The sequence below is a fragment of the Mesorhizobium sp. P160927 genome, assembly GCF_057766385.1.
The window spans coordinates 1965962-1978473 of record NZ_JBYMDW010000001.1; the positions used below are offsets into that span (position 1 = coordinate 1965962).

At 56.9% G+C, this 12512-nt stretch carries 11 protein-coding genes and 3 pseudogenes; 6 read left to right on the forward strand and 8 right to left on the reverse strand.

Features of this window, described 5'->3' with window-relative positions; genetic code table 11:
- Positions 1-339: 339 nt before the first annotated feature.
- The 3 genes from AC3CB8_RS09520 to AC3CB8_RS09530 form a co-directional block, all read right to left on the reverse strand.
- A complete protein-coding gene (locus AC3CB8_RS09520; RefSeq protein ID WP_352727290.1) occupies positions 340-648 on the reverse strand; it encodes a recombinase family protein in 309 nt (102 codons plus the stop codon).
- On the reverse strand, positions 632-805 hold the full coding sequence (locus AC3CB8_RS09525; RefSeq protein ID WP_352727288.1) for a hypothetical protein: 174 nt from the start codon (positions 803-805) through the stop codon (positions 632-634). The genes AC3CB8_RS09520 and AC3CB8_RS09525 overlap by 17 nt, the downstream gene beginning before the upstream one ends.
- Positions 806-943: 138 nt before the next feature.
- Entirely contained in the window at positions 944-1144 is a 201-nt protein-coding gene (locus AC3CB8_RS09530) for a hypothetical protein (RefSeq protein WP_352727286.1), read from the reverse strand.
- Between the two features lie 325 nt (positions 1145-1469).
- On the opposite strand from AC3CB8_RS09530, the gene AC3CB8_RS09535 reads away from it, so the two are divergent.
- The 3 genes from AC3CB8_RS09535 (at position 1470) to AC3CB8_RS09545 (ending at position 4475) form a co-directional block, all read left to right on the forward strand.
- Complete coding sequence (locus AC3CB8_RS09535; RefSeq protein WP_352727284.1) at positions 1470-1961, forward strand: Lrp/AsnC family transcriptional regulator; 492 nt, start codon at positions 1470-1472, stop codon at positions 1959-1961.
- Between the two features lie 222 nt (positions 1962-2183).
- Entirely contained in the window at positions 2184-3389 is a 1206-nt protein-coding gene (locus AC3CB8_RS09540) for a M20 metallopeptidase family protein (protein ID WP_352727282.1), read from the forward strand.
- Positions 3390-3458: 69 nt separating this feature from the next.
- Complete coding sequence (locus tag AC3CB8_RS09545; protein WP_435053119.1) at positions 3459-4475, forward strand: GlxA family transcriptional regulator; 1017 nt, start codon at positions 3459-3461, stop codon at positions 4473-4475.
- A gap of 338 nt (positions 4476-4813) precedes the next feature.
- Here the strand turns inward: AC3CB8_RS09545 and AC3CB8_RS09550 are convergent.
- Positions 4814-5020: pseudogene (locus tag AC3CB8_RS09550) on the reverse strand (hypothetical protein); the annotation flags it as partial.
- A 269-nt stretch (positions 5021-5289) separates the two neighbouring features.
- On the opposite strand from AC3CB8_RS09550, the gene AC3CB8_RS09555 reads away from it, so the two are divergent.
- Complete coding sequence (locus AC3CB8_RS09555; RefSeq protein WP_023832783.1) at positions 5290-6300, forward strand: IS110 family RNA-guided transposase; 1011 nt, start codon at positions 5290-5292, stop codon at positions 6298-6300.
- Between the two features lie 73 nt (positions 6301-6373).
- Here AC3CB8_RS09555 and AC3CB8_RS09560 read toward each other — a convergent pair.
- A protein-coding gene (locus AC3CB8_RS09560; protein WP_488377288.1) for an IS630 family transposase occupies positions 6374-7337 on the reverse strand; the annotation gives its coding sequence in 2 pieces (ribosomal slippage) (positions 6374-6998 and positions 6997-7337; 966 coding nt in all).
- Between the two features lie 73 nt (positions 7338-7410).
- Entirely contained in the window at positions 7411-7920 is a 510-nt protein-coding gene (locus tag AC3CB8_RS09565; RefSeq protein WP_352727393.1) for a GNAT family N-acetyltransferase, read from the reverse strand.
- Positions 7921-7961: 41 nt separating this feature from the next.
- Here AC3CB8_RS09565 and AC3CB8_RS09570 point away from each other — a divergent pair.
- Positions 7962-8345, forward strand: a pseudogene (locus AC3CB8_RS09570) (transposase); the annotation flags it as partial.
- A 427-nt stretch (positions 8346-8772) separates the two neighbouring features.
- On the opposite strand, the gene AC3CB8_RS09575 reads toward AC3CB8_RS09570, so the two are convergent.
- Both AC3CB8_RS09575 and AC3CB8_RS09580 read right to left on the reverse strand, forming a co-directional pair.
- Positions 8773-10014, reverse strand: a complete 1242-nt coding sequence (locus AC3CB8_RS09575) for an ATP-grasp domain-containing protein (protein ID WP_352727391.1) — start codon at positions 10012-10014, stop codon at positions 8773-8775.
- 606 nt (positions 10015-10620) lie between these two features.
- Positions 10621-10881, reverse strand: a pseudogene (locus AC3CB8_RS09580) (aminotransferase class III-fold pyridoxal phosphate-dependent enzyme); the annotation flags it as partial.
- Between the two features lie 517 nt (positions 10882-11398).
- Here AC3CB8_RS09580 and AC3CB8_RS09585 point away from each other — a divergent pair.
- Complete coding sequence (locus AC3CB8_RS09585) at positions 11399-12361, forward strand: hypothetical protein (protein ID WP_352727389.1); 963 nt, start codon at positions 11399-11401, stop codon at positions 12359-12361.
- Positions 12362-12512 lie beyond the last annotated feature (151 nt).

The window sequence follows — 12512 nt, forward strand, 5'->3', positions numbered from 1 at the left end:
GATCTACGGCAGCGCTATCTGGTCACCGCGAAAGCGATAAGAACGCCTGGCGGATGCTTTGCATTTCGGCAAAGCGAGTGAAGACCAACCCAATCGCCTCGCGCAGGTCGGAATCCCCTTCGATTTTGTCACGCCCACTTTCACATAGCCGACGGCAACCGTGAAGAAGAGCTCGCCCCGTCGGACTCTCTGCTTCAAGGCTTCCATCGAACGGGCCGCAGGAGCGAAAGTTCGAGCTCGCTCATCGTCCCTTTCATGCCCAGCAATAACCGACGTTTGGATGGGGGTTCGTAGATGCCATCCTCATCGACGATCACCGCGCCAACCAGACCGCAAAAATTAGATCAGCGTGTGCCAGTCGCGTCCGTTGCGCGCCAGACGCGACACTTCGATTGCGAACACAGCACCGACACGGCCTTCACAGATCGCTGACAGCAGCTTCTCGAAGCCCGGACGACTGACGCCCGAAGCCGAGCGGCCAAGGTCGTAATCGATAACTGTCACATCCGTCCAGCCAAGAGCACGGGCGCGCTCGGCAAGACCATATTGACGCCGCCGGCTCTCATGATTGTTGGCAAGCTGGTCGACGGTCGATTGGCGAATGTAGATAAAGGCGCCGCGCGCCAGGTGGTCAGACGTGATCTTCATCACCGGCCTCCGTCGCTGCGGCTGCGCCGCGTGCTTCCGACAGCAGCGCACTCATCAGTGGCAACAGCTTCATCCGCTCGGCCGGTGCTATCGGCGCCGGTGGGGTCTTGGCCACGAAGAGATCGAGTTGGCGGTGACAGGATTGACGATGCTTCATGCTTGTCTCCTCCTTCGCAACGGGAATCGTCGCGTAGCAAGCTTAGACAGGCATCGAGCTTCAGACGAAGTTCTCAGATTCGTCAGTGGCAGACGGGGGCTCTCCGTCACCATCATCGCCTCCGCACGAGATCGGCAACTACACCAGGGTGCCGTCAGGCTGGCGGATGATCAGAGCGACCTCGTCACCATGGCGATTGCGCCCGGCAACAATAACCGCTTCCCCGTAACGGGGATGAAATCGATAGCGGATAATCGCTTCACCCGACTGATAGCGGGCATTATGAAGTGGTTGCACCGGGATCGAGAAGGATTTTGGCGTCACGTTGAGCGAGTGCATCCGGTCACAGACACTGGGGTCGATGTTTCGGAAAATCCGAGCGCTCGCTGTTTTCCGTTTAGCGCTGCAAGCAGCCTCGGCCAGCGCCGAAGCGTAAGATAACTAGAGGCCGTCGGCCACCGCGCGGGGCCTTTACGCATTGTGACCGCGCCTCTTTGGGTCAACACACCCAAGTCAAGTGAGGCTAGCCGGCTTCGTCACGCGGCATCAAACCGCTTGCGGTTCGGCAGGGTCTTGTGGGATCAATCCTTTCTATTGGCACTTTTTTGGCGCGCCGGAGTGGCAGCAAGGTTTTCCGAGGGACGCCCCAACACGAGACAGCTGAATGAAGCTAGATAAAATTGACATTAAAATCCTTCATGCCATCCAGAAAAATGGAAGGATTACAAAGGCTAGGCTCTCTGAATTAGTCGGATTATCGGTAAGCCCTTGTTTTGAAAGGCTTCGCCGTCTCGAAAAAGCAGGTATCGTGCGGAGGTATTTGGCGGACATCGATATCGACCGTTTGTTTAAAGCCATGTTTATGATTGTCGAGATCACGATGAAGGATCACACCACAGCCAGTGTGCTTCAGTTTGAAAACGCCATCGGGAAATGCCGGGAGGCTGTAGAATGCTACGGTGTTAACGGCCATATTGACTATGTCATTAAGTTCGTATTCAAGGACATTGACCATTATCAAGAGGTCATCAACAATCTAATCGCCCTGAATATCGGTATCGACAAAGTATATACATACATAGTGACTAAGAATGTCAAGCGGTTCTCAGAATTCCCTATAGAATATCTCTACGGTGCAGGCGACAATCAGCTTTGACAGTCTCCAGCTGGATAGCTCCGACGCATCTGGTCGCGCTGCGCGCCTCGTTCTCAGCCCTTACTTGGCTGAGGTCCGAAAGCACCGTCACAGAAGATTGCACCGCATTGACGCTAGTTTTCGGGAAAATCGCGTTGCAGTGAGACGTAAGATGGCCGATTTGTGCCGTGCCAAATCGTTAGCTTATCCCAAACATAACCCTTTGCGTGGATCAACTTCATCATGCGCTCAAACACTCTCCTTACTGACGCCGAAGGCGCAGCGGTTTTCGAGCTCCGCCATGCCATGCATCAGGAACCAGAACTTTCCAACCAGGAACGCAAAACCCAAGGGCGTATCCTTGCAATACTGGACCGCTTTGGCATAACCGGAGCCCAGAGCTTTCACAAAACAGGCGTTTATGTGGACATCGTGGGCAGTGCATCGGGGGAGGGACGTTCCATCGCCGTTCGCGGCGATATTGACGCGTTACCAATTCAAGAAGCACGCGAAGACATCCCCTACCGCTCGCAGGTTCCCGGCGTAATGCATGCATGCGGTCACGACATGCATGGGTCGATCGCGCTCGGCACAGCACTCGCATTCAGCCGCATGCGCGACAATTTCGCTGGCAAGGTCCGAGTGTTGTTTCATCCCGCTGAGGAGGCAGAACCCGTCGGTGGGCGCTCCGTCGAAAGTGACGCCCTGCTTCAAGGATTCGATTACGCCATTGGGTTCCATGTCAGCCCGGACCTTCCTGCCGGGACATTCGGCGCGAAAGAAGGTGCCGTAACGAAGTCGGCAGATCAGCTTCGGCTTACATTCACAGGTACCATGAGCCACGGCGCTGCGCCCTACAAGGGAGTTGACGCGATAACTATAGCGGCTGCCTTTATCAATGAGGTCCAGAAGGTTGTCTCGCGGGAGATGCCTTCGGACGATGGTGCGGTTGTCACCATTGGAACCATACACGGCGGAGAGGCAAGCAACATCATTTGTCCCTCCGTTGTGTTGGAGGGCACAATTCGGACGAAGAGCACCCAACGCCGTTCCTTGCTGACCAAGCGTATTACCGAAATTGCCGCAGGCGTCGCGACTATGCACCGGGGCCACGCCGACTGCGTCATAAGCACAGGGGAGCCACCCGTGATCAACGACGCAGAGCTTGTGGGAAGGTTCCGGCACCTCGTTAGCGAAACTGTCGGTAAAGATCACTTCCAAGCTGACAGAACGGCTGATGGGAGCGATGACTTCGGGTTCTACTCGGCCCAGATTCCCGCCATCTATTTCTGGTTCGGGAGCAGGGAACCCGGCAATGAGGCGGGGTTGCACACCCCCACCTTCGGTGTTTCCGACAGTCTGCTTATCCCTACAACTGAACTCACAATCAAATACTGTTTGAGTCTCCTGAATGGGGGTGGTCCGGAACAACCGGACGCCGCGTCCTAGGCCTGGCCCTGTGGTCTATGATCGAGCCTCGGTGACACCCGTAGTAGGTCTGTCGGGGCGGGAGGGCTTATGATGGCTCTCGAAGTACCCCGGAAGCCGGTCAAACTGAAAATTGGCTTCATTCTCGCCCGTTCGTTCACGCTGTCTGCCTTTGCTTTGTTTGTAGACACTTTGCGACTGGCCAGCGACGAGGCCGACAGGTCAGGTAGGATCTTGGCCGACTGGCAAGTCCTGGCAAGCACCAGGAATCTAATCATCTCCAGCTGCGGTGTGCGCGTGGCACCAACTTCCGATTTTGTGGATCCTAGAGAGTACAATTACATTGTGGTAGTCGGTGGATTATTGGGCACCGAGTTTCCAATTGATTGTGAAACAATCGAGTATCTCAAGGTCGCCGCAGTTGAGAAAGTGCCGTTAATTGGGATTTGTACGGGAACATTCATACTTGCTGACGCCGGCCTCATGAAACGTCATCGTTCTTGTGTTAGCTGGCTTCATTTCAAAGAATTCCGTCAACGCTTCCCTGATCATCAGGTTCGGTCGGACCAGATATTTAACCTTGATCGCTATAGAGGATCTTGTGCCGGCGGGAGCAGCTCAGCCGACATAGCAGCGTCAATTGTGAGACGACACATCAGCCTCCGGGCCGAGAGAAACGCACTTGAAGTGCTGCAGATCGACAAGGCGCGGTCTGCGACGCATGTACAGCCGAGACGACCCCTGTTTAGCGATAGCAACGATCCCCGTATCCAAGCTACCCTGATCGTGATGGAAGCCAATATCGAGAACACCCTTTCGATCACTGAAGCGGCGAAAGAGGTAGGACTATCGCGCAGGCAGTTGGAACGGTTGTTTATGAAGACGATGAAAGTTTCTCCAGCACTGGCCTATAGAAAGGTTCGCCTTGAGCGAGCGCGGCAACTTGTCGTTGACACCAGGGCTCCGCTGCTGGACATCGCAATGGAGGTAGGGTTTGAAAATGCATCTCACTTCACAAGGGCTTTTCGGGAAAACTTCGGGGTTACCCCAAGCCAGCTTCGAGTGCCGCCAGCCGGAATAACGCCTATCTGGAGGGGTGGCCCGTAAACGGGCTGTTCGTATAGCAGCGAGCGTGTCTGTCGGTGGACATTGTGTTGCAGATCCAAGAACCGTTTCAGCAACTCCGGCATATCTCCGCCGCACACTTGGCGCCTCGACATCTTGGAACCCCAAGGGCCACAAGGGCAGTCAACAGCCAGATCGAGCGGCTGAGTTCCAGAGAAACGAAAATCGCGCCGTACTCAACGGGCGCCCACTCGTATGCGTGGCGGTCATTCTTTCTGACAGTCTCCATGGTAATGATCTCCATCGAGAAAGTGGGCGCCCCCATTTTCTCAGAGCTAAGGGTGCCGTCTTCTCACGGAATCTTCACATACGTCGGCGGCAACATCATGCCCAAAGGCCGACAGCTCGCGCGCCCAATAGTGGGCAGTGCCGCACGCTTCCATTCCGACGAGGCAGGGTGGTAGCTGCTCGAAAAACTTCAACATGTGGTGGCAACGCAGCTGGCGCGGGTCGACGACTTTGCCAGTGCTATCGATCGATGCCAACAGTAGAAATCTCTTCCGTTCGTACGCTCCCGGTTTGTCCATCGTAACCGATGCCAACCTAGAGCAGAATCTGATCACTCAGGCTCGTATCCTGCGGCGCAGAAGTAGTTTGAGCACTCCTCGGCGGTGAAGCGTGGCAAGGGGTCGCGGATTGCGTCCCAAAGCTCGGGGATGTTGCGTGCGGCGGCTTTCCTGAGGATCGACTTCAGCTTGGAGAAGGCATTCTCGATTGATGGTGTGGATGGCTCCTGCTCCCGGCGTCGCATTGCGCCATAGTTGGGATGTTGTCGTCCCGAGCAAAGGAGCCATCCATGTCAGAACTTGCCACAGTTGGCATCGACCTCGCAAAGAGTGTCTTCCAGATCCATGGTGTCGATGGGAACGGTCGGGTTCTCGTACGCCGTCAGCTTCGCCGCAGCCAGTTGCTGGTGTTTTTCCAGAAGCGTCCACGATGCCTGATCGGCATGGAGGCTTGCGCAGGTTCTCACGATTGGGGGCGCAGGCTTCTGGAGATGGGGCACGACGTCCGGCTGATGCCGCCCTCCTATGTGAAGCCTTACGTGAAGCGCGGGAAGACGGATGCTGCGGATGCGGCCGCCATCTGTGAAGCCGTGACACGCCCCTCCATGCGGTTTGTCGCCATCAAGAGCGAAGCCTGCTCGTCGGTTCTGGTTCTTCACCGCACGCGAGACTTTCTGGTTCGCCAGCGCACGCAGATCGGCAACGCGATCCGGGCCCACATGACGGAGTTCGGCGTCATCGCGGCGAAGGGCGCGCAGAACGTCAATCGACTGAAGGATCAACTGGATCAACTGCCGGAAGTAGCTCGAATGCCTGTGAGTTTGCTCTTCGATCAGTTGGCCGAGACGGACAAGCGGATCGAGCGGCTGACCGACGAGCTCGAAGAGACCTACGCGCAAAGCGAGACAAGCCAGCGTCTAGCCACAATCCCAGGTGTGGGGATGCTGTCGGCGACGATCATCGCGGCGACGACGCCGGATGTCGACAATTTCGGCAGCGCAAGGGACTATGCCGCCTGGCTCGGCCTCACTCCCAAGCCGCACTCCACCGGAGGCAAGCAGAGGGTGGGCCGGATCTCGAAGATGGGCAATCGTTATATCCGACGCTTGCTGTATCTGGGCGCCATGGCGCAGATCATGCTCAGATGCAGACTCAAGCGCGAGCCGAGCTCGGACTGGCTATCGGGCATGCTGATGCGAAAGAAGACGAAGATCGTCGCCGTCGCTTTGGCGCATCGCATGGCACGAACAATATTCGCCGTCCTGAGGGACGGATCGCGTTACGAGCCGCAGTCAGCCTGACAGGCTCTCGGAATGGTCAGGGCAAAGTGAGGTGATGGCGAACAAACGGAGACGAAGAACCAGGACACCCCGATTAATCCGAAGCGCCTCGAGCGCGCTCGATTGAGTGGGACCTGTTCTCCAAGCGGATATTCATCAGGGCGCGCAGCGATCCCGTTGCACATTCAGACGCCGTATACATGGCCGCAACCGACCTGTTCACCAAACCCGATCCGATACCCTTGACCCGCAGGAGCCATCCACACGGGTTAAAGTCGGGGCTGTAAGGCGGTAGGAAGAGCATTCGCGCGCCGGCCGCTTCGATCGCTTGGCGGGCGGCGGCGACTTTGTGAGCGGGCAGGTTGTCGAGGATGACGATGTCACCAACTCGAAGCGTAGGCGCCAATACATGCTCGGCATAAGCGGCGAACCATTCACCCGTCATCGGTCCGTCGAGGACCATCGGCGCAGTCATGCCCGTCAGGCGCAATGCGCCTGTAAAAGTAGTCGTTTTCCAGTGCCCGTGCGGGATCGGAGATCGGCACCGCATGCCCCGCTTTGCCCGTCCACGCAGGCGAGCCATCTTCGTCGATGCGCCGGTCTCGTCGATAAAGACCAACCGTTCGGGATCGAGATCAGGCTGGGCCTTGAACCAGGCGCGTCGCCGCGCGAGCACGTCGGGCCGATCCTGCTCGCTGGCGTGCGCTGTTTTTTTTGAAGGTCATCGAGTGACGGTCGAGAAAGCGCCAGATCGTGCTCGGCGCGAACACGACCGCATGCTCCGCCCTGAGAAATTCAGCCAACTCGACCAGTGTGATGTCGTCCTGACCTTCGATCACCGCTAGGATCGTATCCCGGTAGGCTTCGATCCGCTGGGAGCGCTTGTCTCCGCCTTGGGGCTTTGCCCGCGTCGCGCCGCTCTCTCGCCATTCGCGGACCCAGCGGACCGCGCTTGCCGCGGCAACACCGAAACGATCCGCCGCAGCCCGCCGCGACAGGCCACTCTCAACCGCTGCGATCACTCGCGAACGCAAATCCTCCGATATGGCTCTAACCATGCCTGCTGGCCTCCATACCCAGCCGACATGATGAATCAGATATTCTCCCCGATGGGAATCCCTCGCGATTCCATCAGGTCAGATTATGCTCTAGCAAACCGGCGGAGCGGGAGCCTTCTATCCATCGATTGGAACAGCTCCTGTTCCGGCCCCTCAAAAGCGTTTCTTGAGGAAATAGCGCGGGATGGCGTCCGGCCCGCCCTCCACTTCGCCGAAAAGCTCGAAGCCGAGCCTCTCGTGGAAGGGGCGCGCCTGGAATTCGAAGGTGTCGAGCCATATGCCGATACAGCGATACAGCGCGCGCCTTGGCGATCTTCTCCGCCTCTTCCATAAGTCGCCGGCCGAGGCCGCGATACTCTCCCGCGCTGGCGAGGTATCGAACGAAGGCCCAGCCGTAGCTGTCAAGCGCATAGAGGCCACAGACGGCAGCTTGCGTTTCCGGATCGCGAATGGTGATCGCGAAGCCGGGCAGATCGGCCATCCCGCTGTGGGCATTGTTATAGACGTTCAGCACCGCGACGATGGCGCCCAGGTCGTCGGGATTGGGGTCGCCGGGGATGAAGTCTAGGAGGGGAGTGACCATATAGCTTGGTTCCTTGTTAGACAGCGAAAGCCCAAGGCTGCCTGTCGATCACGATAGACACGACGTTTTGCCTCGAGGCGGTCGAGGAGGCGCTCGCGCGATACGGCAAGCCCGAGATCTTCAATACGGACCAGGGCAGCCAGTTCACCAGCGACGCCTTCACCGGCCTGCTGGCGACGCACGAGATCGCGATCAGCATGGATGGCAAAGGCGCCTGGCGCGACAATGTCTTCGTCGAGCGGCTGTGGCGCTCGGTCAAATATGAAGAGGTGTATCTCAAGGCCTATGACAGCGTCGGCGCCGCGCGCGCTTCGCTCGGCGCATATTTGACCTTTTACAAGGCAACGAGTCCTCATTGTGCGCATGGGGGACGGACGCCTGACGATGCCTATTTCGGGCCTACCCCGCTGGCATCGGCAGCATGAATTTTTTGCCGCCGTCCTGGCATTCTACGAGGAGCGGTGGACAGCCCACTTACAAACGCCATTTCCTGTGCGGACAAAGTCGACCACCTCAGGCCTTTCTGAAATTCGGCAGCAGCACTTAGTCAGCGCACCTTCTGCTTCAGAGCTCCATCGAGCGAACCCGCAGGATCGAAAGTTCCAGTTCAAGGAAGCCGATCGCGTCTCACGGAGCCGTGATGGTTCTCTTGGCCTTGCGCGTAGCAAGCGCGGTGGGTTTTTGCGCCGGCATTCTCGATGGGATTCAAGTCGAGCTGTAGGGGTGCAGGAATATGAGCCTTTCGACATCGCCCTCCAACAGGGTCGGGACCAGAATCTGCTCGACAGGCCAGGCATACGTTGCCGTTCATGTCTCTGCCTACGCTTGGTGGGCCAGGCAAGCGGTCCCAAACTATTCCTGTTCGCGGAGGGGCGGAAGTGGTGTGATCGACCAACCGATTAGGTCGATGGCACGCTGAAGTATGGCTTCGGTCCGAGCACGGTCGGGCGAAGCGGCGATGACATGTCCGATCCTGTCTCGGTCATCGCCTTCTCGAACGATTGGGGTCCCGGGTTCAACATAGAATTTGACCTCAACAACACCTGGTACGGCCGCCGCCAGACTGGCCCCCTCGATCCGATCGAGGATGCCGTCGCGATCAGGAATTAGGAATCGCGCGGCTGAAGTGTGCGAATGCGTTGCGCGCAGATCGCATTCGTCACCGATGACAAGCTTGATGTGCTCGTTGATGACATCGACACTATAGGCCAGTTGGATCAGCCGAGGAGTGGTCCAACCCGGAAGACGCGCATTGACTTCTATTACGACTGGGCCACGCTTCGTCCATCGGAATTCAATGTTCGCTGGTCCCCAGCCAAGACTGAGAGCTCGCAGGCAGTCCAGCGAAACATCGGCAATACGCTTATGCTCATCATCAGTCAGTGGGGCCGGAAATATGCTCTCGCAAGGGACGAAATAGGGCGGGCGGTCGAAGTCGGCAGCACCATCTGCAATGACCGCGTTCCCCATCGCAGTAGCTTCATAGAATGGGCCTTGCGCGAATTCTTCGACCAGGATCTTCGGTGAAGAGCGCCATATGTACGTGCCCCCCAACAGATAGGTAATATGCTTGGTTAGCTCATCCATATCGCGGCACAATCGAACGCCGTTGCTGCCGCTACCTTCAGCTGGCTTAAGAATTACCGGCAGGCCGATCTCTGCAGCCGAGCTTTCTACCTCCATCGCATCTGCTGCCAATCGGTAAGCAGGCACTGGAACGCCGGCCTGCGCGAGGAACTGACGTTGAGTAAATTTGTCGTTACATCTTTCTATCGATGCGGGGTCTGGTCCCGGCAGATCGAAATGCCGGCAGAGCTTGGCAACCTTTATATAGAGCGACTCATCGCGGCCCACAAAACCAGTAATGCCAGCAACATCATAGGTCGCACGTAGGTCGGAACACACATGCATCAGCGCATCGAGATTGTCGGTATCGACCCGGATGGCCTCGATGCTTTCCTCCGCAAGATAGTCGAATTGCGCTGGATTAGCTGCCAGAGTAATTGGATGAAGTCCAAGACGCTGCGCCGCCTGAACGTAGAGTGGACCACTATTACTATGACCTTCAACCAGGATGAGTGCTCTTCTTGGCATTGGCTGTTGACCTTTCCTTGCGTTCGATTCGGTGGTATGAACGTAAAATCGGCATCAGCTTTTCATACGGACACATGTTTTCTATAGCTCCCGGCCCGGCACGGCTACTACCCCATCTGATAGTGTGCGTACCGCTCGTGGCCTACGAAAGCGTCCTGAAACCGTCACATGCACCTACGACAATCCCGCACAGCATACTGGACATAGCGCCGCCGTAACTTTCGTTGGGCATGGGAACGTTTTGAAGGAATGCTTTACGCGGCGCGTCGGGAAAGTGATTTCGTGCCAAGTGGCCATGGGTACGATTCGCAGTTTCCGATGTTCCGCTGAACAAGCCCGCTGAGAATTGACATGTGCCGTCGCGAAAACGGGAACGGACGATGATCATGCGCTTCGGCCGCCGTCGGAGCAGGAATGGAAGTTGCGCCCAGACTATGCGCGCCGGCTTCGTCGTAAAGATCTTCTCGCGATGACATCTGCACCCGGATCGTCTCGTAAGAGACCACAATGCGGCGGTCCAGCTGCATTTCATCAACATGACGCAAGCTCAGTGGAAATCGGAAATCGAGCCAGGCCGCGTGAGCAACCGCCGCTGCACCGGTCGGGGGCCGGAATAGTATCAGCTTCGTCTTCGACCGGCTTGTAGACACTTTCTCGCCAACGATCGACGCCGAAAGCGGAACTAGGCAGGCGTCAGCCCCCTTGGCGACGGTAATCAAATCGGGTTCAATTCTGTCGTGCAGCGAGCTGAACACGGAGCGCTCGGACGAAGCCGGTAATCACGTCGTCTACAATTAAAAGCACACCATGCTTCTTCAGCACAGCCCAGATCGCGTCCCAGTAGCTTTCCGCTGGCGAGCGCTGGCCATCCGCTATTGGGTCGCTCCGGTCCTCGCGCCGATTTAGGTAAACCATGAAAGTGCCGTCGGGTTTGTCGGGTCCGCGACATCGCGGTGTTCAACCCGTGCCTGCCGAACTCATTGAAGCCCTTGAATTATGTGCAAGACAGTTCTGCTGCCGCCCTATGCGCAACTGGCGCGCCTTTTGCAGCTTCCTCGCGAGGCGACAGGAACTGCCAACCGATATGACGTCGCCCGAAGGAACAAAGGAAACAATACGTCAGGTCTGCACCAGATCCGCCTTCTACGGGAAGGGGGTATCGGCAAGTCCACCAAATACGCTCGCCGTCCTCGTCGCCCTCACGCAGAAGATCCCCATCATCGGCTGCTGCCAAAAGCCGACCCGCTAGCCCGCTCGTGATTGCAACGGCGTAGGACACCTGCCCTGCATCTCGCGCCAAAGGAAGGCTCGGTGAAAGACCAAGAACTTGAGGGCGTTCCGCGTCAGCTGTTGACAGACCTTCGAATAACGTCAGGAGGGAATAATGAGTAGAATCCTTGGCCTTTATGTTGATCACCAAATGACCTCGCCTTTGGCAATGGCGCAGCATTCGGCGAAGATCAAACCACTTGCGACCGATCTTGCGAGAAACGGAGTTCTACTTGTAACGACCTGCTTACGAGTCGAGATCTACTGTGAAGAGCCTGCACTCAGAACTATTGATAGCAACACGATATTTTCTGGCTTTTCATGCGAACACATTGAAGGTCCGGTCCCGATTACTCAGCGTCTCGCCGAGATTGCGTCGGGCGCTCATTCCCAGATCCTCGGCGAGAATTACATCAGCGACCAACTTGCGAAAGCTATCGAACTTCTTGATCCAAACCTTCCGATTTTCCAGATCGCACGGCTGGCAATTGATATAGGTCGTGCCTCGCGCGAGCGGCAGCGGTTTACTGCATCCTTCAACTACGATCAGATCGTCCGAGACATCATAGCAGATCGGTTTCAGAATGGAGACCTACCCGACCGCCTTTACATGGTCGGGGCGGGTATGTTGGGTCGCGAGTTTATCAGGAGCGGTGTAGGAGAGCGATTCCGTTCAACGATAGTCGTAACGCGGAACCCTAAGAACCTTCGCAAACGTCTCCGCCCCTGGACCGACATAGAAGTATCGCTCATGCGCCCGGCGGAGATTGGGTCCGTACGTGAACCTCGGTCAATCGTTGTGATCGCAACCGCCGATGTCAATGATGAATATCAAGCCATTCTTCGGAACGCGCTTCTGCGGCTGGAGCCGCGCACCATAGTGGATCTGTCGTCAATCCCGGTGCTATCGGCCGAAGCAGTCAAAAAGCTCAAATACGTGAGCATGTACGACGAAGAATTTCTTCGGTTCATCGATATAAATAATGAGCATCTAGCTCCTCAACTATCGGCCCTGTGTTCCGATATCGGGAAAACACTCAGAACGGCACAAATCTATCTTTCAGCGACGGCAACATAGCCTGCAGCAGTCTGCATCTGTTCGGTAACGGATAGAGAGAGATCAAAGCTGCGCGTGTGCCAATATGGGGTCGGTGCCATTGGGAGCCTGATGGTTCAGATCCCCCATCCGAAGCCAGATACCAGTATCGTCGCCGCAGTCGACAGTCGCG